The 24,955-nt window shown below is 52.4% G+C and carries 21 protein-coding genes; 6 read left to right on the top strand and 15 right to left on the bottom strand.

Annotated features, from left to right (window positions below):
• The first annotated feature begins 120 nt into the window (after positions 1 to 120).
• Together Q0753_RS01000 and Q0753_RS00995 are read left to right on the top strand one after the other, a co-directional pair.
• Positions 121 to 1,191 (top strand): efflux RND transporter periplasmic adaptor subunit, encoded by a 1,071-nt coding sequence (locus Q0753_RS01000; RefSeq protein WP_298715922.1) that lies wholly within the window; start codon positions 121 to 123, stop codon positions 1,189 to 1,191.
• A gap of 14 nt (positions 1,192 to 1,205) precedes the next feature.
• On the top strand, positions 1,206 to 4,244 hold the full coding sequence (locus Q0753_RS00995; RefSeq protein WP_298715920.1) for an efflux RND transporter permease subunit: 3,039 nt from the start codon (positions 1,206 to 1,208) through the stop codon (positions 4,242 to 4,244).
• A 400-nt stretch (positions 4,245 to 4,644) separates the two neighbouring features.
• Here Q0753_RS00995 and Q0753_RS00990 read toward each other — a convergent pair whose 3' ends face one another.
• Positions 4,645 to 6,549 carry a sensor domain-containing diguanylate cyclase gene (locus tag Q0753_RS00990; protein ID WP_298715918.1) on the bottom strand — a complete coding sequence of 635 codons (1,905 nt, stop codon included), beginning with the start codon at positions 6,547 to 6,549 and terminating at the stop codon, positions 4,645 to 4,647.
• A gap of 653 nt (positions 6,550 to 7,202) precedes the next feature.
• Here Q0753_RS00990 and Q0753_RS00985 point away from each other — a divergent pair.
• From Q0753_RS00985 to Q0753_RS00975, 3 genes are read left to right on the top strand one after another with little or no spacing between them, the layout of a single operon-like run.
• Positions 7,203 to 8,417, top strand: a complete 1,215-nt coding sequence (locus tag Q0753_RS00985) for an integrase arm-type DNA-binding domain-containing protein (RefSeq protein WP_298715916.1) — start codon at positions 7,203 to 7,205, stop codon at positions 8,415 to 8,417.
• Complete coding sequence (locus Q0753_RS00980) at positions 8,414 to 8,680, top strand: hypothetical protein (RefSeq protein ID WP_298715914.1); 267 nt, start codon at positions 8,414 to 8,416, stop codon at positions 8,678 to 8,680. The genes Q0753_RS00985 and Q0753_RS00980 overlap by 4 nt, the downstream gene beginning before the upstream one ends.
• The gene (locus tag Q0753_RS00975) at positions 8,674 to 8,967 is read left to right on the top strand and encodes a hypothetical protein (protein ID WP_298715912.1); all 294 of its coding nucleotides are present in this window, start codon (positions 8,674 to 8,676) and stop codon (positions 8,965 to 8,967) included. Before Q0753_RS00980 ends, Q0753_RS00975 begins: the two co-directional genes overlap by 7 nt.
• A 168-nt stretch (positions 8,968 to 9,135) precedes the next feature.
• Here the strand turns inward: Q0753_RS00975 and Q0753_RS00970 are convergent, their stop codons facing one another.
• The 7 genes from Q0753_RS00970 to Q0753_RS00945 all read right to left on the bottom strand — a co-directional run bounded on the left by Q0753_RS00970 (position 9,136) and on the right by Q0753_RS00945 (position 15,477).
• A complete protein-coding gene (locus Q0753_RS00970; RefSeq protein WP_298715910.1) occupies positions 9,136 to 9,801 on the bottom strand; it encodes a hypothetical protein in 666 nt (221 codons plus the stop codon).
• A gap of 397 nt (positions 9,802 to 10,198) precedes the next feature.
• Positions 10,199 to 11,275, bottom strand: coding sequence for a sensor domain-containing diguanylate cyclase (locus Q0753_RS00965; protein WP_298715908.1), 1,077 nt, complete (start codon positions 11,273 to 11,275; stop codon positions 10,199 to 10,201).
• Positions 11,276 to 11,812: 537 nt separating this feature from the next.
• A complete protein-coding gene (locus Q0753_RS00960) occupies positions 11,813 to 12,352 on the bottom strand; it encodes an IS630 family transposase (RefSeq protein WP_298715906.1) in 540 nt (179 codons plus the stop codon).
• The gene (locus tag Q0753_RS00955) at positions 12,313 to 12,834 is read right to left on the bottom strand and encodes a helix-turn-helix domain-containing protein (protein WP_298715904.1); all 522 of its coding nucleotides are present in this window, start codon (positions 12,832 to 12,834) and stop codon (positions 12,313 to 12,315) included. Before Q0753_RS00955 ends, Q0753_RS00960 begins: the two co-directional genes overlap by 40 nt.
• 60 nt (positions 12,835 to 12,894) lie before the next feature.
• Entirely contained in the window at positions 12,895 to 13,098 is a 204-nt protein-coding gene (locus tag Q0753_RS16670) for a YkgJ family cysteine cluster protein (RefSeq protein ID WP_367179482.1), read from the bottom strand.
• Complete coding sequence (locus Q0753_RS00950) at positions 13,098 to 14,780, bottom strand: hypothetical protein (RefSeq protein ID WP_298715902.1); 1,683 nt, start codon at positions 14,778 to 14,780, stop codon at positions 13,098 to 13,100. Before Q0753_RS00950 ends, Q0753_RS16670 begins: the two co-directional genes overlap by 1 nt.
• Positions 14,781 to 14,826: 46 nt before the next feature.
• On the bottom strand, positions 14,827 to 15,477 hold the full coding sequence (locus tag Q0753_RS00945) for a hypothetical protein (protein WP_298715900.1): 651 nt from the start codon (positions 15,475 to 15,477) through the stop codon (positions 14,827 to 14,829).
• Positions 15,478 to 15,610: 133 nt separating this feature from the next.
• Between Q0753_RS00945 and Q0753_RS00940 the strand changes: the two genes are divergently transcribed.
• Complete coding sequence (locus tag Q0753_RS00940; protein WP_298715898.1) at positions 15,611 to 16,813, top strand: IS4 family transposase; 1,203 nt, start codon at positions 15,611 to 15,613, stop codon at positions 16,811 to 16,813.
• On the opposite strand, the gene Q0753_RS00935 is transcribed toward Q0753_RS00940, so the two are convergent.
• The 7 genes from Q0753_RS00935 to Q0753_RS00905 all read right to left on the bottom strand — a co-directional run bounded on the left by Q0753_RS00935 (position 16,786) and on the right by Q0753_RS00905 (position 24,927).
• Entirely contained in the window at positions 16,786 to 17,247 is a 462-nt protein-coding gene (locus Q0753_RS00935) for a hypothetical protein (RefSeq protein ID WP_298715896.1), read from the bottom strand. The genes Q0753_RS00940 and Q0753_RS00935 overlap by 28 nt on opposite strands.
• A gap of 2 nt (positions 17,248 to 17,249) precedes the next feature.
• Complete coding sequence (locus Q0753_RS00930; protein ID WP_298715894.1) at positions 17,250 to 17,642, bottom strand: TerB family tellurite resistance protein; 393 nt, start codon at positions 17,640 to 17,642, stop codon at positions 17,250 to 17,252.
• Between the two features lie 179 nt (positions 17,643 to 17,821).
• Complete coding sequence (brxL, locus tag Q0753_RS00925; protein WP_298715892.1) at positions 17,822 to 19,870, bottom strand: protease Lon-related BREX system protein BrxL; 2,049 nt, start codon at positions 19,868 to 19,870, stop codon at positions 17,822 to 17,824.
• Positions 19,870 to 22,188 (bottom strand): BREX-1 system phosphatase PglZ type B, encoded by a 2,319-nt coding sequence (gene pglZ, locus Q0753_RS00920; RefSeq protein ID WP_298715890.1) that lies wholly within the window; start codon positions 22,186 to 22,188, stop codon positions 19,870 to 19,872. The genes brxL and pglZ overlap by 1 nt, the downstream gene beginning before the upstream one ends.
• Positions 22,185 to 22,784 carry a hypothetical protein gene (locus Q0753_RS00915; protein WP_298715888.1) on the bottom strand — a complete coding sequence of 200 codons (600 nt, stop codon included), beginning with the start codon at positions 22,782 to 22,784 and terminating at the stop codon, positions 22,185 to 22,187. The genes pglZ and Q0753_RS00915 overlap by 4 nt, the downstream gene beginning before the upstream one ends.
• A complete protein-coding gene (locus Q0753_RS00910; protein WP_298715886.1) occupies positions 22,781 to 24,058 on the bottom strand; it encodes an AAA family ATPase in 1,278 nt (425 codons plus the stop codon). Before Q0753_RS00910 ends, Q0753_RS00915 begins: the two co-directional genes overlap by 4 nt.
• Before the next feature lie 2 nt (positions 24,059 to 24,060).
• Complete coding sequence (locus Q0753_RS00905) at positions 24,061 to 24,927, bottom strand: AAA family ATPase (RefSeq protein ID WP_298715884.1); 867 nt, start codon at positions 24,925 to 24,927, stop codon at positions 24,061 to 24,063.
• Positions 24,928 to 24,955: the final 28 nt, after the last annotated feature.

Here is a 24,955-nt window from a genome sequence, read left to right as displayed (position 1 = left end):
CCATTTTGGGTGTCCCCGACGTTGTTGGCAAGCGGACTTTGGCCGACACTATACCTTGAATAAAGCGCCTGGGGCCGGTTGGGGCCACAACAGACTCAAACAAACAAGAGTGGCAGAAACATGGGATGGAAAAACGCAGTGCTCGGTCTGCTGAGTGCAGCCGGGCTGTTGGCCGGCCTGGCCGGTTGTGATCGGGACGTGCCGCCAGTAGCCACCGAAGAAGTGGTACGGCCGGCGCAGATCATGCAGGTAGGTGCCGGTGTCGGCGAGGCGAGCCTGCGTTTTCCGGGCCGGGTGCGCGCGGTGCAGCGGGCGGAACTGGCCTTTAATGTGCCCGGGCGTATTGTGGAATTGCCGGTACGAGAAGGGCAACGGGTGGAGCGGGGCGCGCTGGTGGCCAGACTCGACGGAGAAAATTACCAAATTCGCCTGAACTCGGCCGAGGCCGAATTCGGCAAGGCCCGTACCGACTTTAACCGGGTTAACCGCATCTGGCAGCAAAGCCAGGCGGTGGCCCGGGCCGAGGTGGATCAAAAACGCACCGCCATGGAGGTGGCCCGGGCGGGCTACCTGGCGGCCAAAAAGGACATGGATGACACGCGGCTGCTGGCGCCCTTCGCCGGTGTGATCACCCGCCGCCAGGTGGAAAACTTCAGCAATGTGCAGGCCAAGCAGTCGGTGCTGAGTCTGCAGGACACCCAAAACCTCGAAATCGTGATTAGCGTGCCCGAGCGGGTGGTGCGTACCGCCCCCCGGCAGGTGGAAGGAGTTGCCGTGTTTGCCGACAAGCCCGGGCAGCCGCTGCCGGTGCGGCTGAAGTCGTTCTCCGCCGAGGCCGATCCCCAGACCCAGAGCTACGAGGCGGTACTGGCGCTGGACGCCGAGGCCGGCTTTATCCTGCTGCCGGGCATGTCGGTGGAAGTGCTGCCAACAGCGATGAAACAAACAGAAGCCGGTCCGGTCATGATCCCGTTGCGGGCGGTGGTGGCCGGCCCCGATGGCGACACCAGTGTGTGGAAGGTCAACCCCGAGAGTGAGCGAGTTGAGCGTCAGCCGGTTACCCTTGGCCGGGTGCGGGGCAACAGCGTGGTGGTACAAGTCGGCCTCAATCACGGCGAGCGCATTGTCACTGCCGGTGTCAGCCAGTTGCGGGAAGGCACCAGGGTGCGTCCGCTGCAACCGACTCCCTGAACAAGGAGCTTCCCGTGAATATTGCCGAACATACCCTGGCCAGGCGCACCATTGCCTGGATGGCCTGCCTGTTGTTGCTGGTGGGCGGTTACATCAGTTATCAGAGCCTGGCGCGTTATGAAGATCCGGAATTTGTCATTCGCCAGGCGGTGATCTCCACCCCGTATCCCGGCGCGCTGCCGACGCAGGTGGCGGAAGAGGTCACCGAAGTGATTGAAGACGCGGTGCAGCAACTGCAGGAGCTGAAAGAAGTGACCTCGGTGTCGCGCATGGGCGACTCCCTGGTCAAGGTGGACATAGACATGCGCTTTGCCCACAGCACCCGGGAGCTGGAGCAGGTGTGGGACAAGCTCAGGCGCAAGGTGAGCGACGCCCAGCGCAAGCTGCCACCGGGGGCGGGCCCCTCGGTGGTGAACGACGACTTCGGTGATGTGTACGCCCTGTTTTTTGCGGTCACCGGCGAGGGCTTTACCCTGCAGCACATCAAGGACTACCTGCAGGGGCTGGAGCGGGAGCTGCTGCAGGTACCGGGCGTGGCCCGGGTGGCCACCCTGGGGGCACCCCAGGAGGCTATTTATCTGGAAATCTCCGCCGCTCGGGCCGCCCGCCTGGATGTATCCCTGGACAGCATTTATCAGACCCTGCGCCGGCAAAATGTCATCACCGACGCGGGAGATCTGCAAATTGGCCCCCAGCGGGTGTATTTCAGCCCCACCGGACAGGCCGACTCGGTGGCGGCGCTGGGCAACCTGGCGTTGACCTCCCAGGATGGCGATCGGGTGGTATTTCTGAAAGATCTGGCCAGTATTACCCGGGCCGAAAGCGAGCCGCCCCATGCACTGATGAAATACGACGGCCGGCCGGCCATTGGCCTGGGTATCTCTCAGGTGACCGGCGGCAACGTGGTGGATATGGGCGATGCGGTACGAGCCCGACTGATGGAGCTTGAAGGCGAACGGCCACTGGGTATGGAGCTGAATGAAGTCTCCTACCAGTCCGACTCGGTGCGGGAATCGGTGAACGGCTTTGTGGCCAACCTGGCGGCGGCGGTGGCCATAGTAGTGCTGGTGCTGGTGGTGTTTATGGGGCTGCGCAGCGGCATTATCGTGGGCGCCGTGCTGCTGCTGACGGTGGCCGGTACCCTGATCGCCATGAAGCTCGATGGCATTGCCATGCAACGGGTATCGCTGGGGGCGTTGATCATCGCCCTGGGCATGCTGGTGGACAATGCCATCGTGGTGACCGACGGCATTCTGGTGCGGATGCAAAAGGGCGAGCGGGCCGGCCGGGCCGCCGTTGCCGTGGTGCAGGCCACCCAATGGCCGTTGCTGGGGGGCACCGCCGTGGGCATTCTGGCGTTCAGCGCCATTGGCCTGTCGCCCACCGACATGGGCGAATACGCCGGTTCCCTGTTCTGGGTGATCCTCTATTCCATGCTGCTGAGTTGGCTGTTTGCGGTTACGTTGACGCCGTTGTTCTGTGTGGCGCTGCTGAAAGTGTCGCCGTCGGCAAATGATGCTCCCGAGTCGAGCGTGCTGGCGCGCTATCGCGTTTTGCTGCGTGGGGCCCTGCGTCATCGCGCCCTGACCGGCGGCCTGCTGCTGGCGCTGCTGGCCGGTGCCGTGTTCGGCTTTAAATGGGTGCAGCCGGGCTTTATGCCGGAGTCGGCCCGGCCTCAGTTTGTGGTAGACATGTATCTGCCACAGGGGACCGATATTCGGGAAACCGAGGCGGAACTGGCGCGCATGAGCGACTTTGTGCAAGAGCAGGATGGCGTGACTCACGTCACCGGCTTTATCGGTCAGGGCGGGCTGCGCTTTATGCTCACCTACGGACCGGAAGATCCCAACACCAGCTACGGCCAGTTGCTGGTGGATGTAGAGGATCCCACCCGGATTGCCGACATGGTGGCCGGGCTGCAGCAGCAGTTGTCTGCGCGTCATCCGCTGGCCGACATCAAGGTGTGGAAGTTTATGCTGGGCCGGGGCGGTGGCAAGAAAATAGAAGCCGCCTTCATGGGACCGGATCCGGTGGTGCTGCGCCAACTGGCCGAAGAGGCCAAGGCCATCATGGCCCAGGACGAGGGCGCCATTGCCATTCAGGATAACTGGCGTGAAAAGGTACCGGTATTGCGTCCTGTGGTGGATGAAGTGGCTGCCCGCCGGGCCGGGCTGACCCTTACCGACATCAGTCAGGCCATCAATCGCGCCTTCAGCGGCGAGCGTATTGGGGTGTATCGCGAAGGAGACCAGCTGATCCCCATCATCTCCCGGGCACCGGCCGCCGAGCGGGCCAGTGCCGACATGGTGGAAAACGTGCAGGTTTACAGCCCCACGGCCAAACGGTATGTGCCGGTCGGTCAGCTGGTCACGGCGGTGAAGCTGGAATGGGTGGACGCCATGATACGGCGGGTGGACCGGTTCCCTACCATCAAGGCCCAGGCCGATCCGCTGCCGGGCGAGCTGTCGGGACCACTGCTGGAGCGGCTGCGACCGAATATTGAGGCCATGGCCCTGCCGCCCGGTTACCGGCTGGAATGGCATGGAGAAGACAAGGCTTCGAAAGAAGCCAATGAAGGCCTGCTGTTGTCGGCGCCCTATGGCTTCAGTGCCATGATACTGGCGGTGGTGGTGATGTTTAACGCCCTGCGCCAGCCCCTGGTGATATGGCTGACCGCGCCCCTGGCCATTATCGGCGTCACCGTCGGCCTGCTGGTGTTTCAGGTGCCGTTCGAGTTTATGGCTATTCTGGGTCTGCTGAGCCTGATTGGCATGTTGGTGAAAAACGCCATCGTGTTGGTGGATCAGGCGGATGCGGAAATCGGTGACGGCAAGGCGGGCTTTGCCGCCGTGGTGGACGCCGCCGTCAGCCGGGCCCGGCCGGTGTTTCTGGGCGCATTGACCACCATACTGGGGGTGGCACCGCTGTTGATGGATCCCTTCTTTAAAAGCATGGCGGTTACCATCATGTTCGGTCTGGCCTTTGCCACCGTGATTACCCTGGTGGTGGTGCCGCTGCTGTATGTGGTGATTTTCCGGATCAAGTCCGCATAATCGGCAAAACAGTGCTGCATCGGCCTGTTGTGATACCAATCTGGAAAACTAACTGATCTACTTGGCTTCACGGTAAAGGTCGAACGAAGGGTCCACTCCACCGACACGCTGAACCGCATCCCTGCGACGCTCAGCACATGACGTCCTGTCATGTAATGGTCGCTGGAGTAGAACCCTTCATCCTTCCTAATGCTGCGGAGTCGCCTGTGGAGCGACCTGCAGACCACTCGGTGCTAAGAAGAGGCAACAGAGAGCGACTCCCGAGACCGTGAAATGCCAAGGATGGCATTTCCGAGCCCCCATGGATGGGTTTATGGCGTGTCGTGGGAGGTGACTCTGTTTCCTCTCGTCTCCAGCTTTAAAATAAATCATATTTTTATTTAGATTGGTATTAAAGGGATCAGATTACGAGCAAGTCAGGCTCTTCTGTTGTGCCGGCCATACATACTCGGTTACGGCCACTGTTTTTGGCCTGATAAAGGGCCTCGTCAGCGGATTGCAGCAGATCTTTAATACCTTGATGTCGGCTTGATAAGGTGGCGACGCCCAGCGACACGGCAAACCTGATCTCGGCTCCGCTGGATACCGTGACCGGCAGTTCCGCCAGGGTCTTGCGAATCAGCTCTGCCTTGTGCGCTCCCTGCTGCAGTGGCGTGTCGGGCAGCAGGATCACGAACTCTTCACCGCCGAAACGGGCCAGAATATCGGTGCGCCTGAGGGCAAGCCGGCAATGTTCAGCCAGCGCGATCAGTACTTCATCGCCGGCATCGTGACCGTAAGTGTCATTCACCTTCTTGAAGTGATCGATATCGAGTGTTAACACCGTTAGCGGTGAACCGCTTCGGTTGGCGCGGATCATTTCTCGTTCGGCCTGTTCATAAAACCAGCGGCGGTTGGCGGTGCCGGTGAGCGGATCCTTGTAGGCCAGTTGTTGAAGCTGTTGCTCCAGTCGGGCCTGTTCGGTCACGTTCTGCATGCTGAAGCGGCTAAGCTCAAGGGTACGCTCATCATTAAGACGGGATGAAACACTGCAAGACATCACCTGAGGGGCCCCATGCTTGGTTTTCATGGTCACGCGAAAATGATGTTTTTCATCTTTAAACATGTTTTTCAGTAAGACCGGCGCATCTTTTTGAACCTCGTTATCGACCAGCTCAATCAGTTTTAAGCGATTGATCAGCTCTTCTCGCCGGTAACCCAGATATTTCAGTGCCTGCTTGTTGATATTGGAAATGCGGCCGTCCTCTGCCAGGGTGACGTAGCCGATAGGTGCGTTTTCGTAAAGATCCCTGAAGTACTCCAGTTGCATCTGTTCAAGCCGAGCTTTTTCCCGAGCATGGTGTTTATTGCGCACCAACAGGTACACTTTTATCAGCACCATCATAAAAAGCCCTGCGAGTGCCGCTTTGAACCAGGGGTGAAGGTAAATGGCCCCAGACTGCCATTGCCGAGGGGCTGACTGTACCATCATGAGCCACTGAGAGGCCCAGAGATCGCTGATCAGACCAAGGTTGCTGACATAGCGGCCACCGACCGTTTTTTCGTAGATATTGGCCATATCCAGCCACAGATAACTAAACAGGTTGTTTTGTATATTGGCCGTACCATGCCGGTTGGTTTGCATTTCTTGCCACAGTTTTGGCTGCCAGGTCGCTGCTATCAGATCAGGACGTTCGCGCATCCAGCCCCATTCATTGACCGGATCGTGATTGACCATCCAGTAGCCATCGGCGTTCAGCAGCATGGCCCTGTCGTCTTGTGGAAACAGCTCGATAAACTGATTGAGCATGGCAGCGGCGCGTAAGTTCAGTACCAGTAGCCCGGCGGGTTCGCCCCGAGTGTTTTGCATCATGCCCACCAGGCGTATCGTTGGCTTGAATGGTTTTTCCAGTTCACCCTGCTCGGTGTTGAGATCAAGCGGTGACAGATAAACCTGGCCGGGCGCCAGTTTCAGCCCTTGCTGGATATAGTAACGATGCCGTTTGTTCTGCAGTCCGGATTCGGGTACCGCAACAGGCCCTGCATGGGTATTGTTGATGCGAATACGCTCTTGCCCCTGCAAGTCAATAATACGGATTTGATCGTAGCGACCGAAGATGCTGGCGCGGTTAATAAACGCCTGCGTCAGCCGTTGCCGGTTCTCGCCGGTGGGAGCATCAGGGTAACCCAGATCAAATGCCATGATGGACAATAGCCGAGTGTCTTGCACGGCGACCATCAGGTGTTCATGGAACGTGGTTTTGGCGGCATTCATCAGGTGCTGGTGCCGGCTCAGGGCCTGCTGCTGCAGTCCTTTGTCATACATTTTTTTACTCATCCAGAGAACGGCGGCCAGCACTGTCCATGCGAGCAGCAACCACCATAAAAAGCGCTTAAGCATTATTAACCCGTTATTGTTATATATAGTCTTTTTTGTATCCGATTGAGACACTATACCAACTTGGTGCAACTTTGTCCGAAGGTAAAAGGCAGTCACTTGCATTGATGAGGATCAAGAAATGCGTCTTTTTCATGAAAAAATGATGGCGCTGTCTTCAGAGTAAGTCGAATCGGCGTTCTGATACCGGCCTCATACCTTACTCTCTTCAAGCCGTACCGACGGATTGTGCTGTCCGGATCGCGGAAGTTTGACGCCAACCGGATAGATGCGAGAATACGGCCTCCTCGTGTGTGCTGTTGAGGTTCCGGATCAGGGTATCAAATGAAATATAAGTCTCAGTACGGGTATCAAGGCAGTGTTTGGCTGGTTAGTTTTTTAAAATCAAAGAGATAAGTGCAATATGCTGCTGATGATCGATAATCGACATTCAAGTCCGTTAGTATCCATTACGGTCTCTTGGTAAAGCCTTTAAGTGTTAAATATCAGCATTTTAGCTCCATTTTAGGTTTTTTTCGTCTATTGCCATCCATGAAAATTGCGGGTATCGTTGCGGGTATCGAAATTAGGATACCCGCATTATGCCGCTGACAGATGCCAAAGTTCGCAACACCAAGCCTACCGAAAAGCCGCAGAAGCTGGCGGATGGTCAGGGCCTCTACCTAGAGGTTAGGCCTTCAGGCTCCAAGCTGTGGCGGTATCGTTACCGTATTGCCGGCAAAGAGAATGTCTTTGCCATTGGCGAGTACCCAACCTTAAGCCTGGCTGGCGCACGCACCGAGCATGACAAGGCGAGAGGCCTAGTCAAGCAAGGGCTACACCCGGCGCACCACAGACAATCCGAGCGCCTGGTGAACCGGGAGGCAAATGCCAACACCTTTGAGTCGCTGGCGCGAGAATGGATAGACAAGAAAGCTTCTAGCTGGACTCCTTACTATCTACGCCAGGTTGAACGCTTTTTGGCGGCGGATGTGTTTCCTTATATCGGAAAGCTTCCCATTCGCAATGTGACGGCGGCCCTCCTGCTGAAAATTATTCAGCGTGTGGAGAAGCGGGGAGCGGAAACCGTGGCCCTGCTGATCCGTCAGTGGTCTTCTGCCATCTTTCGCTATGCGGTTGCCACTTTGAGGGCTGACCACGATCCTGCCGCCGCTTTGAAAGGCGCTATTCACCGGCCCAAGGTAGAACACCGCAAGCCACTTACTAGAGACCAGATCGTTCAGTTCATCAAGGCGCTGGACGAATATGGTGGTTACAGAGCGACTGTGATAGCCCTTCGGCTGATGCTGCTGACCTTTGTGCGCACCGTAGAGCTACGCAAAGCAGAATGGCATGAATTTGATTTCGAGCGGGCCGAGTGGCGGATCCCGGCAGAAAAAATGAAGATGCGTCAGCCCCACATAGTGCCGCTTTCCCGTCAGGCAGTTGAGTTACTGCGGGAACTGCATACCTTCACCGGGGGCCGTCCGTTGTTGTTTCCTAACTTACGTAACCCGGATACCTGTATGACCCCAACCACCCTGAACCGTGCCCTGGAGCGAATGGGATTCAGCGGCAAGGGTAGCATTGGCTTTTCGGCTCACGGCTTTCGTGCCACGGCCTCTACCTTGCTGAACGAAATGGGCTACCGCTCCGATGTGATTGAGCGCCAGCTAGCTCACGCTGAACGGAACAAGGTCAGAGCCAGCTACAACCAGGCTCAGTATTTGGACGAACGCAAAATCATGATGCAGGTATGGGCGGATTTGATTGACGGGTTGGCATGTAGTGAGCTGCCTGCAGGGAAGATGCAATGACACACCGGATAACAAAAAATGAGCACATTGAAAGACATATGGCTTCGTTGCTGAGTAATGAACAGGTGCCAGCCATGACAGCCGGCAGAGCAGCCTTGGTTGAGTTGATGCGTCGCTACCTGGGTGGACTGCTTGATACAGTTGTTACCCTGCTGGAAGTGCATAAACTAATGTACTTTATGCAGGAAGCTGGTGAGCCATTGCGTCTGAAATATAAAAAGCTCCGTATGTTCCTTATGCGGAAAATCTACATCATGTGCTGAATTTGATTGAAGGTCACTTGGTATCTGGCTATGCCGACGGCAGTGATGCACCCGAAAAGCAGCTAACCTTGATGCCCGGTGCTGCTGAACAAGCTTCCGAATTTTTGAAACGTTCACCTGAAACCAGTGCTCGCTTTGATAAGGTTGCTGATTTGGTGGAAGGGTTTGAATCGCCTTTTGGACTGGAACTACTATCAACAGTGCATTGGGTGATGAAGCATAATACGGCAAGCTCAGTAGATGATGTGGTTTGCCAGACTTATGCGTGGAGTGAACGTAAACAGTAATTTAGCCCTCGCCAAATTTCCCTAGCAGTTAATGTTTTAAGTAAAAAAGGGATGAGTTACTACCGCGTAATGTGGATGGTGTGAATAAAATTGCTGGCTTACATAGTGAAAAAAGAGAATGAATGGGAGTGATACAGAAATCACTCCCATTTTTTACCATCTTTCAGCCTATCCTTGTTTTATCAATTGATAGGTGGTGTTATCCCAAATCCAAGTTTCACCAGGCTTGCCCGGAAGCTCCATAATGATTTTGCTCCCTTCAGTTTTTGTATCGATAAGATCACTGCAGGTTCCAAAACTTGGAGTGATCAGGGGCTGACTATGATGGTGAGATACAAGCAGCATGTGCATGGCCGGGCAGCCAGTACCGCCAGTCACTAATTGAATAACGGATACCTTATTATCACTGGTGGTGTACTCTTTTACTACACTGGCACTGTAATAATCATTGACAGTAAATACTGGCTCGTCATCCAGATAAATACTAGTGACATAGCTGCTCTCATCAGTATTCAGGCTGACTTTGAGGGCGGGTAGAGCTGTTGCTTTTTCAAACTGGGGCTCAAAGTAGGTATGACCATTGTTGTAGGTAACAGAGGCACCATTGAATCGTATTTTCTGCCCCACCTTATCAATCAGGTAGTCGTAGACATCATCGGTATCTGCCAGGTCGATGGTGTCTCCATTGTCCGTTTCCAGCCAGAAGTCCATGGAAGCATATTTTACCGTACCTTCTGCAATGCCCGGGATCTTTGATTCAATAGTCAGGTCAGCCATGGCTGATGTGCTAAGCAAGGTAAATGCTAAACCCACTGCAGAAATTCGTTTTTTCATGTGCTCTTTCCTTGTTGTTATAGAGATGACATTAAGTGCCGCTTTGAGTGTTTTATTTTTGAAACTATGCCAAAAAATTAAATGAAAGATCCAGTCGAACTGGCTGAAAGGGTGAAGTTGTGACGAAAGTGGTGTTATTTTAATTTTTACCTGTAATCTCCGCGGAAAAGTCGTATGAATCGCAGTCAATTGCGCGATGCTAACGTCATAGCGGGCGAGCTGGTGTCGGCGATTATCGGAAAACTTGGTAATGTAAATCAGTCATGATATTACTGATAAATTTGCTGTGCGTTGGCGCCAGGCTGGTCACTTCTCTGCTCAGTAATGATGCAATGTCACCCGAGCGATGGGGCCCAGGACCCTGTTTAGTCATGGCGCGAATTGGTTAAGGTATTGTTTAGTATGTTTCTCTAAAATCGGCACATACGGTACAGTTTCTGCCATTATCTTTTGCCTGATAGAGCAGTGTGTCGGCGAGGCGCATGGCTTCTTCCAGTTCACGGTCTTTACTCAGGCTGAAAAGACCAATGCTGACGGTGATAGACAGCGAAATCTGCTCATCATATTCAATTCTGGTTTGCCGCAACACCTGATGCAGGCGTTCTGCCGCCTGCCAGGCTTCGCTTTCTGTGGTGTCTGGCAGCAGAACAACAAATTCTTCTCCTCCCCAGCGACCGATTAAATCGGACTGGCGAAACACATTCCTGCAAACTTGGGCGAAGTGTTCAATGACCCTGTCCCCAGCTTTATGGCCAAAGTCGTCGTTGATTACTTTAAAATAATCCAGATCCATCATCATTAAGGCCGCCGGTGACTGGCCTCGCTGAATAAGAGCATGCTCTTGGCTCAGGCGTTCTTCAAATGCTCGGCGATTGTAAAGGCCGGTAAGTGGATCAGTGGCTGCCAAGTGGGTCAGCTCCTGCTGGGCAGATTGTAACTGTTGAATCAATCCGGACTGCGCCTGTTGTACGCGTATCAACTCCAGGTTTCTCATCACTTGATTGGCCAGCGTGGAGAGAGCGACCCGTTGTATTTCAGTCAGCTCCCGAGGGCGGTGATCAAGCACACACAGGGTTCCCAGGGGAAGGCCCCCCGGACTTTTGAGCGGTGTGCCGGCATAAAAGCGTACAAATGGCTTTCCTGTCACTAGTGGGTTATGGACAAAGCGAGGATCCTGACTGGTATCAGGTATGATAAATAACTCCGACTGTAGAAGAACATGGGCACAAATAGAGATATTCAGTGGCGTTTCCTTTACTCCCAGCCCTTTTTCGGATTTAAACCATTGCCGGTTACGACCTACAAAGTTAATCACGGCAATGGGAGTATCGCAGATCAATGACGCCAGCTCTGTTATTTCGTCAAACGCGGTATCCGGTGGCGTGTCCAGAATACAGTAGGACGCCAGTGTGGCAAGACGAGCTTCTTCGTCGTAAACGTTAATGTCGCAGTGCTGGGAGGTGCAAGATACCATGGTGAATACCGTTTAGTAATTGAGCCAAAATAAACTCAGGCTGTCAGCCATGCCTGAAGAATAAGCAATAGTAGTGTATTTCCCTGTTATGTACCTTAGCGAATGGCCTCAACACGTTCATCGGCCGCTTGTACCACCGATACATCCTGGCCATAAGGCATTCGAATAGTGGGAATGTAACAGGCCTCATTCGTGCTCTTCGACAATACTGGGCAGAGCAATTGGCTAGCTCGCCTGCAATGCGCGTCGCGCAGTTACACTGTTGAGTAAAGAGTACAACGATGTTCTAGAAATAAAAAAATAAGAACAAGAAGGTATTAGAACTGAAACTTAGGCCGATGAAGCTTGAACCTGAGCCGGGGACATCCATGACTAATTATCCTTGGGAGCGGGAATTTAAATGACCTTACAGCTAAGGTGTAAGGTCACCAGACCGAATAAATAAATTCAGCCAATATTACTACCTTCTGGTAGAGACTCACACACCTTTAAGTTTGCATCTACAAAATCACTCCAAGAGTACATATGACTAAGTAATCAAGCATAACTTATGTGGAAATTATTCCCAACTCCCTTGAGTAGAGTTGATACTTCATTTACTAACTCGTCTTTGCTCCAGGAAGTGAAGCTGCGCCAGTGATATTTCGCATGTTTCCACAATATTTCGATCAGATTCAATTCCGGGCTGTATGGCGGTAGATAAAGCAGCACAAACAGGTGTTCATACAGCCATTTATCGCGCATCGTTGGGTCAATAAAGTGATGAATGGAAGCATTATCCATCACCACGATAGTGACTTTATCCTGACTGGATGATTGTGCCAATTTATCCAAAAATGGAACGACATGCAGCCGTTTCACCGAGTGCTCAAAAAGCTCAAAGTGTAACGCTTCAGTGGCATAATCCAGCGCGCCAATCACATTCACGCGTTTACGTCCGACGCTGGCATCAGCGAGATGTGCCACACCGAGCGGTGACCAGGCTCGCTGTACACTCGGTATACAGGAGAAGCCACTTTCATCGCAGTAGAGAAGCTCTATTTTGCCTGCCTTGGCCGCCTCTCGATATCCCGCCAAGCGGTCTTTTGCTGCTTGGAAGGCGACGTTGTCTCTTTTTTTTCGAGACTGAGCCGAGTTCGTTTGAAAGAGAGCTTTCTGGCTCTCAGTCCAGCAGAAAGGCGATCCAAACTAAATGAAGGGGCATCAGGATAAAGGTCGCGGACACGAGCGGCAATCTTGGCTAGCGTCAGTGGCTCAGCACGAGCGATTTCTGCGGCAGCATCCAGCATGTCAGCCGTTAGCTTGGGAGGCCGGCCGCCTTTATGGCCCGTCAAAATGCCAGCCAAGCCCTTGGTTCGCCAGCCTTTTGCCCAGTTGTAAATCGGCTGATCGCTCATCCGAAACAGCTGGGTAATCTGCACAACAGTAGCGCCATCATTCAGAGCAAGTAGCGCCAGTGCTCTTCGCCTGAAGTCCGGGAAGGGATGATGTTTTGACATCTGCTCCAGAGTGATGACCTCTTCAGCTGTCAGTGGTTTTCCTAACAAATTTCGTTTCATACCGGGCCCCACAAGATGGCATCTATGATGACAGTATAGATCCACTTCGGTTATGCCGTATTACTTATAGTTTTTATCATACTGAACCTTCACCCTACAGATCTCAGGTCTTTCATTGTAGATAGAACAAAGTTTGGTCACTTTATCTAAGTGACGACAAACACCATCACCTCTATCGAGGTATCTCGTCAACTCAGATAGATGTACGTTGGAGCAGCATTTTCCGCACTGATAACACGGAAACTCTTTATTTTCCTTGTTCATCATAAACCTTTGAGCCAACTGCGAAGACTATCCACATTTCCAGGCTCAAATGGAATCTCTATCGAACGTTTATTGATCTCCGCTGCAAGTATAAGACTTCTTTCATACTCACTATTTTCCAATAGTAAGTCATCTGTAAATTTTGCTATGCTTTTTACATCAAGGTTAAATTCGAGACTGGCAAGTTCAATCAAATAACGATCTAGTTCTGCATTTACTTTTTGGAAGTATTCAAGAGTTTGACGTGCTTCGTTCTTAAATTGATCAAGGAAACGCCATACTTTTTGCATTACTTCGCTATGATCCAAAAAGTAAGTAATTCCTAAAGTAATTAGCCCTGTTGCTATAGCGCTTACAAAAGCTGCTAGCTCAATACCAAATGGAAAAGTCATCACTGATGCTAGGGTTTGATTTATGATTACACCTAGGGAAACAGAAGCTCCAATTGATAACACTCTAATTACTTCTCTGGTTAATTCACCTACAGTAAGTTTATTGGGGTTGAAAAAGATCAATTTGGCAGCAGAAACAAGGCTTGACCATAGCTCGCGAATTAATCTTCCAATTTGTCGGTGAGTGGTCATAAATATATTGATGAACGTCGTTGTTAAACTGGATAGTAATCCTGAAAGTATGCCGTCTTTAAATATTTCAAGAACGTTCCTGAATCTTGATTTAACTCTTTCCCAAATGTCAGATAGTAAGATTTTAAGGTTCGTTATGAAATCTTTAAATTCAAAGTTTGATTTTGTTTTTTCATACAAGTGAGGAATGCCTTCTCGTAACTCAAACCATATCTCAGCTAAAATTAAACCTATAGCTTGCCTTAACCCCATGTTAAATCCAGCGGTTGCTGATGCAAGAGCAGTGTCTTTAAAAAAACGACTACTTTTATAATATTCTTCATTGATCTGTTGGTCGTAAACTAACCGTGCTTTTTTATCAGCCTTTCTCATTTCTTCATGATTGAGACTCTCGAGAACCTCAATATGTTCTTTTTCTTTTTTTATTTTATCTTCTAATTTACGTTTGTTGTGACGCTGCTCTGGTGTATCTGAGGGAATTGAATTCAGCTTTTCTTGATTGTTTTGTATTCTTTCTTTTTTACTATTTATAGTCTTAGGTAAAATTTCGTCTAAGAACTTATCCATTGAGTGGTTTGATTTAAGATTATTAACATATGAATGTGTTGATTGAAAGTTTGATTCTTGGTTGGCAAGGTTAACGCCATCTATTCCTGCCAAAACGCGTCCTGCATCATTATGTACTTCATGGGATGATATGATGTGATCTAGCTGTCTGTTTTCATTTTCATTCATCAATGTATTGCGATATGTATCGTGCAATTGACCATTTACTTGTGATTTTTTATCATCTTTCCCTTTATTAATGTAGTTGTTGTGAGTGTGATATAAATCTACCTTTACGCTTTCCCCTTTGCTATTTATATAGGCAGGTTTATATTCTCCACGGTTTTCATGTTCATTTTTTATGTGCTCCGGAATATAAATATCAGAGTCACTATTATAATGCTTTCTAATGTTGTTGATGGTAGTAACATCACCACCTTTCTTATCTTCAAAAAGAAGAGGGTCAATCCCGAACGAGCTAATAAGGCTTTGTAGTATAGTTCTATTTAATTCTTCTTTTAATTGAAGTTCAGCACGGACTGAGACGGACATTTCGAAAATTCTCCTTTTTAAAAAGGTGGCTAGGCCACCTTTTTTATTAATTGAATATCATTGAGCTTTGTTTAGAGTTTTCAAGAACCTTGTCGATAGCATCGCTGTTGATAACTTTCATTCCTTCTTTATCTGTCTCTACTTCAACAACTTTGTCTTCGCCAATAGCAATCTCGCCATTGCGATTGTATTTCGGCTTAAATAGGGGAGTGGTGATGATGTCTGTTAGAATTGCCGCTACTTGGTAGCCATTGTTTACAACCAGGAGCAATTCTTTCTCTAATGCGTTTATGTCACCACCTGAGTTTTTATAGGTGTTAATTTGTTTCAGTTCTTCAAAGTAACCTAAAAATATCTCATGGATACGGGATGTTTCAGCATAGAGCTGCTCGACATAGTGTTTAACCTTAAGAAGGTTAGTTTTTCCCTTTGACATCTTATCTATGGCATTGGCAACTTCTTCGCGAGTATCCCTTGCAGCATTTAAAGCGTCTTCCGCATGGGAAGCAAATGCCCAACCAGCAATAGCAAGAATGGGAGCAGCAACAACGCCTCCTAGTACCATGGCCCCACCTGCCATACCAAAGCCACCGGCAGCAATGGAGCCGCCACCAATTGCTGCCATGGTCGCGTTGTATGCTGCTGCACCAGAAAGAGCGGCAATAGGAGTGCCTGTTGATGCTGCCGCGAGAGTCATAACACCACCGTCTAGCGAATCCCCTCATAATTTCCTTTGGGGTCATAGAGGTAGACGCGCATCCTGCCGTTTGATCTAATGAATTTCGCCAAAAACACATTAGTTCTCAACGCCCCGATGAGGAGAATGCAGGATGCGCGATGTTCATATTCTACAAGAATTGCTGGCAAAACAGTGCCCGGAAATTCATCAAAAGCGGCTGACTTCACTCATGGTCGCCACTTCAGCCTTGCTGGAGGGAGACACTTTGTCTTTGACCGCGTTGGGGCGCAGCATCAATGGTGCTGCGTCAGCTAAACATTCCATCAAGCGGATCGACCGCCTGCTGGGAAATCCTCATCTGCACAGCGAACGCTTGGCGTTGTATCGCTGGCATGCAAGCAACCTGTGCGGACTCAACCCCATGCCGGTCATACTGATTGATTGGTCTGATGTTCGTGAGCAACTTCGACATATGACTCTCAGGGCATCGATCGTACTCAAAGGCCGCTCCATCACACTGTATGAGCGCGCATTTGCGTGGGAAGATTACAACTCGCCGCGCAGTCACAACCGATTTTTGCGTGAGCTGGCGAGTATCCTACCTTCGGGGGCCACGCCTTTGCTGATCACCGATGCAGGCTATCGTAATACCTGGTTTCGCGAAGTGGCTTCCTACGGCTGGTACTGGCTGGGCCGGGTTCGAGGTAATGTTGCCTTTACTTCAGCCAGTCGGAAACAGTGGTGCTCAAACAAAACCCTGTATCCCAATGCCAACCACAAACCCCGCTATATCGGGCTGGTAGATCTAGCCAGAAAGTCTCCTATTCGCTGCCATCTGTACTTGTATAAAAGTAGTGCCAAGGGACGTAAAGACCGGCGCACTGCCAGCTCGGGCAGCAAGCACACTGCGCAACGAGAATATCTGAAAGGCAGTAAAGAGCCCTGGTTGCTGGCGACCAATCTTCCGACTGACTTATTCAGTGCGGCACAAGTGGTCAGGTTTTACGCCAAACGGATGCAGATAGAAGAATCATTCCGGGATCTGAAAAGTCCCCTGTACGGATTTGGCCTTCGGCACAGCCGAACACGCTGTCCACGGCGCTACGATATCCTGCTGCTCATCGCCTTATTGGCTGAAATCATCCTGTGGTGGTTTGGTCTGGCCGCTCAACAAGCGGGCTGGCAGCGTCACTTTCAAGCCAATACCATCCGACACAGAGCTGTGCTGTCATCAGTCCGGCTCGGTAAAGAGATCCGAAGGCGGCCGAAGTATCCTATCACCGAGCAGATGCTGTACTGGGCAAGACTGGAGTTAATGCGCCTGGCTCATAGTGCGGGTATCAGCGAATTATGAGGGGATCCTCCAGCACCACCGTATACTGCATACGCGGCTGCTGCACCTCCTACTCCGGCTGTGGCAACTTTTCCTACATAGGTAGTAGCAGATAATGCAAGTCCATCAATTTTATCCAGTTTATGTTGGGGGATATCAATTGATAAGTCTTTGTGTTCTGAGTTATTTATTTTTGCCAGCAAATCCTTTGCGATAGTGCGGAATTCTTTGAACTCACTTCCGATTTGGAGCTGTAATTCGCCCAGCTCTGTTAGACTTTCGGTAACGCTATCATTAATAATGTCAAAATTATTCTTAGCCTCTCTATAATTCTTCTTGGTGGAGTCTAGAATATCGTTAGCTAAGGATTTATCTTTATATCCATCATAACCTTTTTTAGCACCAAAGCCTGCGGCAGCTATGGCAGCACCAGCAAGAATAAAAGGTAACGGCATAATTAATTCTCCAAAAGTGCATAAGCTTCTTGAGTAAGAAGTAATTGTTGCTTTACCCATGACTCAAGGTTTTGCAGATGTGCAGTGGAAATTGCGAGTTTTTTAGCAACTTGAGTAATGAAATCTTTTTCAATATCTTGGTAATTCTCATCTGCATGAGCCACACCAATCAATTCCAGCATGAATGCTGTTTTTTGCTTTTCTTCTGCGAACAGAGCATGCAAAGAATCAATGTTAACATCGGAGTCAGGATTGAGGTTGTTACAACATTGTTGGCGTAGAGTGTCGAGTAAAAGTTGCTCTCTTTGATCTATGTAATTGTCGGCAGTGATTAGCTTTTTTGAAAGAGACAATAACGCTTCTTGCTGAGAGCTGCTTAATAATTGAACAAACATTTCGTTTCCCCTGAGGTTTTTATTCTTTAACAGTCAGCTATCCCGGACTGTCGTTCGAGCTAAGTTGAGTATCTCAATGCAGTGCGACATTTTGTGTCGCACTGCATCAATTTACACTTGCTACTATGAAATTTATTTTTAGGGGAGTCTAGCTAATATTGAGTGACTAATGTGGCAAGTTACTCCAAAATCGCTTTCAGCAGCGCATCCCTGGAGTCCAGGTAGAACTGGATATCGATCTTGGTCGCCATGTCGTCGGATAAATCGTAAAGCTGCCGGCGGGCGGTCACGGGCATCAGCAGTGTGCTGGCTCCCTTTTCTACCGCCAGTTCGGCGATATTCACCGCGCTGTTAATGGGCTCTATAGAGCCGCCCAGGTTGATTTCGCCTACCACCACCAGGCCACCCTTCACCGACTTTTTCAGCAGGCTGCTGCACATGGCGATGAGGGCTGCTACGCCCAGCTTGGAGCCTTTCTTGGCGGCATCGAAGGCCCGTAGCTGTACGCTGTATTCGTGGGAGCGGGGATCCCTGTCTCCCACTAGCTGCTGCGCGCGGGAGTAAAGGTTCTGCTCCGCATAGCGCATCGATTCCTTGAAGGCCGCAGGGGCGGGGTTATTCAGAATTTTCACGCCCGATCCCGGTCCTTCGTTTACCTCAATGCGATACAGTCCGGCGTTGTCGTCAATATCCGAGCCGCCTTCGCTGATGGTCCAGATTTGACCCGGCTCCAGCGGATCATCACCAATTTCGTTGTCGGCCCGTAACTCCGGCGTAGCCACAAACTTTTCAATGCCATCGTCACCGATGAAATAGCTGAAATGGGTATTGCGGAACTCGGCTGCACCTACCCGCTTTTGCTGCTCTTTTACCCGGCGACGCACTTCCAGGCCCAGACGGGTGGCCCATTCCAGGTCTGCATCGGACACCGGCATATCCGGATCGGGATACAGCAGCTTCAGCAGGCCGGAAACGGTCTTGTTCACCGCATTGGTGTCGCGGCCACTGAGGGCACCACCCAGGTGAACCCGGTTTTGCATGGCCGATACCCGGCTTTGAAAGCGCAGCCGGCTCATGCACTCGGAGAAAAAGTCGCTGACCAGGCCAAAATGATCGGTAGTTAGCTCCTTACTCATTTTGGGTACATCCCAGCCGGGCAGATAGCAATGAATGCGGTCCATCCAGGCGGTATCGTCGCGCATTTCCGCGGGAAGGGGGCCAAACAGGTGGCCCACCCGCTGCTGGTGCTCTACATCCACATCAAAGTTGCCTACAAACACCATGGAGCCATCGGCGCGAATGCTTTCCTTGCCGCGGCTGAATTCGCCGGACTCCATGTAGCCTTTCATGATGTTGATGCCTTCCTTGGTGTCGAAGGAAATACCGCTCACTTCATCGAAACAGACCACATCGTACTGACAGACCAAACCACGCTGGCCACTGGCGTTGTTGACGAACATTTTGGCAATGGTGGCCTTGCCCCCGGAAATCAGGTGAGCATAGGGGGATACCTGCTGGAACAGGTGGCTTTTACCGGTACCACGCGGGCCCAGCTCCACCAGGTTATAGTTGCGCTCCACAAAGGGCACCATACGCAGCAGTACAGCGTCTTTAGACCTGTCCGACAGGGCTTCGGACTCCAGGCCGATGGAGCGGATCAGAAAGTCGCGCCACTCCTGGCTGTCAAAATGACGGCGGGCATCGGCCATCACCTCCAGCACATTGCGCTTGGACAGCTGAATGGGCCGTAACTCGGCAATACCAAAGGCGTTGCCTTTTTCCTCGGCAATGATGGGGTCGTACTCCAGCGTGACTTCGGCATAAAAGCCGCCGGTCAGTAGGCGTTCATTGTCATCAACGATTTTATCGGCAATTCTCACCCGGTTCAGGTTCAGGCTGGGCAGGGAGGCAACATAGCCCCCTTCCTTTTCAACAAAGCGCACGCTGACAATGTCGATAAGCTTTACCGCGCCGGCCTTGTAGGCCTTTGCCTTGAACAGCTCTTCTTCACCGGCGCGCACCGTGCGTGAGGCTAGCTGCCGCTGCACGATTTCCAGCCCTTCTTCAATTTCGTCCGGATCCGTGCTGGCACAATAGCGCCCCAGCATAAACTCCACCACATAGGTGGGCACCGGAAACTGGCGGGCAAAGGTTCTCACCAGATCCTTGCGAACAAGGTAGCCTTCAAAGGCCTCGGCGGCTTTTCTGTCCAGTTGGTCCAGCTCCACTATTCATCTCCTGCCAAGGTTGGTTTTTTTGCCAAAAGGTTGCCCTGGGCGTCCAGCAGCACCAGTACCGCTGACGTTTGTTCATACTGGTCATCCACCATCAGGCTGCACTTGCCGTCTTTGAGCGGTTTGCGTGTGCAAATCTCGGAGTCCGGATCTGCCGGATGGGTGCGAAGCACGGCCACCACAGTGTCGGCATTGGTTTCCGCTTTTACCTTGCATACCAGCCCCAGCCAGCGAATGTCGGTAACAGACGCCGTCACCGTACTGGCAGCGGCGACCGGCTGCTGATTTTCCAGCTCAATCACGGGAGTCAGGCATTCCTGCAGACTCAGGCCGCCATGGTCATAGTGCCGGCCGGCAACAAAGCTTCTGGCACCGGGGGCCATGGCCACACTTACCTGCGGGTTCCAGTACCAGCCCACCTGCATAAAGCCGCTGGCTACCGACTGCTTCAGCAGGGCGCACCGGCTCCAGCGGGTTTCCGTCAGGTGTTTGGGCAGATCAACCTTGGCCATGGGCTCCGGGGTCAGCATCCAGCCATGGTCGGTCACAATACGGATTTTGCGCCAACCGGCGGCCAGCAGCTCTTCAACCCGTTCCACAATTTCACCCAGCAAGGCATCGATGCGAGCGGCCAGTTTCAGGCCTCTGACATGGCCTTCCTTGTCGATGTCGCCACTCTGCACCCAGGCATTGGTACTCGGGTCACCGGTTTCACCTTCGGACAGATACACCCAGCCTTTTTCGGCCAGGAATTTCTTCAGGTAGTGAGACGAGAAGGGAGTGTCATTGTCCACCAGGCTGGGCTGAAAATCCTTATCGTCGGGGCGTCCGGTAATGCGCTCATGCACCGGGGTAACGGCGGCTTTTGCCGTGGCCGTGACCGAGGGCAGGGCGGCCCAGTCATGGCCCAGGCGCACCTCACCGAGGTGCTCAAGGCACTGGGTTAGTCGCTGGGCAATATCAAAGCGCAGGCCATCGACAAAGAACACCAGCTCACCGGCAGGCTGGTATTCCGCCGTGGCCTCTTTGGCCACCAGATCTCCCGCATAGCCTTTTTGCCGCACCAGCTCCTGAAAGGTGCGGGTGGTTTCGTCGAGCCAGGGGGTATACATCTGTGCCAGCAGGGCCTGGATCAGATTTTGTTGACCTGGACTCAGCGGATAGGCCAGTGCCCGCAATAAATGATCGTCGGCTTGCCAGTAGCGCTCCCGGTATTGCTGTCCCATTTCTTCCATGGAGATACCGGAAAACTCTGTGTCGGTGAGCCGGGCGAGTTGGGCCAGGTGCTCCAGCACACCCGCCAGTGGAGACAGCCCCAGCGCGTGCCAGATCCACAGGCGGCGATCCTGATGCTGCTTTTCCAGGGCGAGAATTTGCTGGCGTACCTCCGCCGAGCCAAGGGGCAGAAGTTGGCTCAGTGCCTGCTCCAGGGCACTTTCTTCGGCCTGGTTAATCACCGGATAGCTTGAGCCGTCTGCAGCAAGGTCGGGCTCCACCTTCAGCAGCAGCTGGGGCAGACTGCCGTAGTGATGACAGCTTTCTACAAAGCGCTGCCACACTCCTTCCCAGATGCCCTGACGCTGGCAGAGCAACTCGGCGGCGGTGAGAGTCCCGTCGCGTTCCGGGCTGAAGTGGTATTCGGTTTCGCAGATCCCCAGCAGAGCCTGCCAGCGGCCGCCGTCCCAGCGCTCCTGCATGGCCTTGCTGTCGTTCATCCAGCTCAGCAAATCACGCACCGGATCACTGGAAATCAGCTTGTTGAAATCGGCGGCCTCCAGCCGGCGGTTATCCAGATCTTCCCGTTCACTTTCCAGCACTTCGGGCAGCACGCGCAGCATGGCCTGATGGGTGTTATCGTCTCTGGCCACATCCAGGCCGGCTCCGCCATTGGCGGAAGACAGAAAAGCCGTTACCGTCCAGTCGCGGCCAGCACTGTTATAGGCCCACCAGCAGCCCCGGTATTGCAGCTCGGCCAGGGGCATCAGGGCTTTGGGACATTCGGCAATGGCCCGCAAGTCCCGACGCTCAAGGCCCGGCAGATAAATGATGGGAGTGCGATCTTCGGGCAGCTCAAACTCGGGCAGCGCTCGTTCAATCACACACTTTATCCAGATGGCTGGCCCCTGTTTCTTGTTGGGGGCGTAGTCACCCAGCACCACCAGCTCGGGCATGGCGGACTGCAGCAGCGGCAGGGCGCTTTCCCACTGGCGTTGTTTGTCGGTCCAGAGGATCACGCTGGGCGCGACCTGAATATTGGAGTTATAGGTAGCGCTGGTCCGCACTTCGTCGGCCAGCAAATCAATCAGTTTCATAGCAGTCCCTGGCGGTTCGCTTCATGCCACACAAAAGGTGATTTCTTTTTCAAATAATCAGACGGCAGACCATGTTCCAGATAATCCTGGTACCAGCTCACACGCAACTCGCGACACTGCTGGTCATCAAGTCGCAGTCGCTCGATGGTATCCTCAACCAGACGCCTTGCTTTAGCAGCCAACCTCGGGTTTGGATAAATATGTCCGGTGGAAAGCTGAAGCCGGAACAAATCAGGCGCAAGATAGAAAGGATCCAGCACATCGTTAGCCGCACCTTTACGGCTATTCATGGTTGAGCATGCCAAACGATAGTTACCCCACTCATAGGCCAAGCCAGCATTGGTTGACTTGGCAATAAAATGATCAACACTTCCGGCACCCATCACTCGCTCAAAGTAAACACCAAGGTAGGCACAGATGCCGGTGTAGGAATGGTGCAGATCAGTCAAACACTCTCGCCAGTAGGGTGGGATATCGGCTTTAGGCGGTAAGGGCTTTCCCAAAGGAAAGCCTTTCTTTTTAAGATATTTCAAACCTTTACGTCGTACACGCGCATCAAAATTAGCGGGCTCTGGCTGCGCCACCACAGGAATCATTGCAGCCACCCCTGTTTTTCACCCACGTAACGCCAGCGAATCCAGAATGGATCCGTATCACCCAGCAAAGTCCGCAATTTGGCATCAAGCTTCTTCGCCAGTTGTTCATCAATGACTTCTTCCGACAGGATCTTTGCCGCTTGCTCCAGAGTCTGTTCGGCCTCTAATGACCGCGCACTTCCCAAATCAAAGGCTTCACTGATTAACCAGCGTGAAGCATCACCGTGACGAACAAACGGGCGGTTGCGTAATACAACCTGTCCGTACTCCAGATCAAGGTCATACCAGCAGTCCGTTCCAGGGTCAAAGCTTGGTTCGACCGACGCCATCACCAACGGAGAATGAGTGACCGTAATCAGCTGTACACGAGCGTTAGCGGCCAGCATCTGCATGACCTCAAGTAACGAAGGGATGACGGAGCGCTGCCAACGCGGATGCAGATGGGCTTCCACCTCATCAATCAGGAAGGTAACCCGTGTTTCAGGTTCCAGCCCCTTCAGCTCGACCGCTTTCAGGTGCTCTTCCCAGCACCACACAAGAAAATATGCCAGTGCAATAATCCTGCGCATACCAGCTGACACATGCAGAATGGGAACATCCATGCCATAAGGCATCTTGATGGTTGGCATATCACGCGCGTCGGTCAGGCTAATGCGGGTCAGAGGCCCAGGTGCAAGCTGTTCATCCTTACTGGGTGAAAGCTGACGCAAGACAGCCTGCAGGCTTTGAAAGGCACGGCCATTTTCTTTTTGCCAACCTGCCCAGTCGCGGATAAGACCATTACACAACCAGTTACCATCGGCATCCTGCAGGCCATCCCAAACTTCCTTGGGCGCGAAGACATAAGCATCTTTTCTTCCAGCCGGGTTTTCCTTGTCACGCCAATAGTTTCTTTCCGGATCCCATACCGCAAAGCTGCCATCTGACATGGCATAGATGACCAAACCTGATTTTACCGGGCGGCCCTTGGAGCGTTGCCAGTTTTGTGAATCGCGATCAAAGATACGGCTGCCTGCCTTATCGCCACTGACCGCAAGCACTTCAAGGTCGATAACGGCATCCTGCTTCTTATCATTTGGCAAAGCCATGCGCCCAGAGGTCAGTCGGGGGTTAACCTCAGCCGGCCAGGTGCCCGTCATTGCCCACCAGGCAATATCCAGCAAAAAACTTTTGCCCAGGCCGTTGTCGCCGGTAATCAGGTTCAGACGATCGCCGAACTCCAGTTCCATAACAGGGGCCGGGCCGACATTGGTCAATTTCAGTTCTTTAATCATGATCAAACCTGCGGTTGCGGTTGTAGTTGCCCCAGACGCTGCAGCCAGCGTTCAAAATCCTCGGCATTCAGGCGTTTGAACACGGAGGCACCCTGTTCGCGCTCCACCACGATCAGATCTTCAATGGAAAACTCATTAAGCAGCGGCACCGATTGGGTAGAGATAATCACCTGAGTGCGGGTGGCCGCCGAGCGGATCAGGGCACCCAGCAGGGTAATGGCATAAGGATGCAGCCCCAGCTCCGGCTCATCGATGATGATGGTGGTGGACGGGTTGGGCTGCAGCAGGGCGGTAACCAGGCAGATAAAACGAATGGAGCCGTCCGACAGCTGGCTGGGCCACAGCGAATAATCACTGTCGTTTTGCTTCCAGAGCAGGCGTATTTGCTGCTCTTCCGTGGCCAGTGTTTCGGGCTTGAGCACAAAGTCATCAAAAAACGGCACGGCCAGGCGCACCGTTTTGCGAATGCGGTTATATACCGTGGGCGCTTCCTGCCGCAGCCGGTAGAGAAAGGCGGCCAGGTTGGCGGCATCCTTGCGCAGATACTCGTTGTCGTGCAGGGCACAGCGGCGCTTAACCCCGGCGGTATCGCTGGGGTCGTGAAAGTGATACACCTTCCAGCCGGAGGTGGTGAGCGCCGAGGTTTCCTTGATGCCGTAGCTGAGCACGCGCTCGGCTCCGCCCTGCTTGCTGGTCCACAGCTGCAGCCGGCCCTTCACCAGCTCCGACAGCATACGAAAATAGGCCACAAAGTTGCTTTTGCCGGCACCATTGGCACCAATCAGCACATTTAGTGAGCCCAGCCGCAGCTGGTCCATATGGCGAATGGACTTGAAGCCGCTGATCGACAGGTTGTTGATTGCACTCATATTCGTGTTCCAGATTCAGATAGCCAAA

It is taken from the genome of uncultured Oceanisphaera sp., from assembly GCF_947495715.1.
GTDB classification, from domain to species: domain Bacteria; phylum Pseudomonadota; class Gammaproteobacteria; order Enterobacterales; family Aeromonadaceae; genus Oceanimonas; species Oceanimonas sediminis.
The sequence above is the reverse complement of the archived record's forward strand: the minus strand, read 5'-3'. Positions and strand labels throughout refer to the sequence as shown.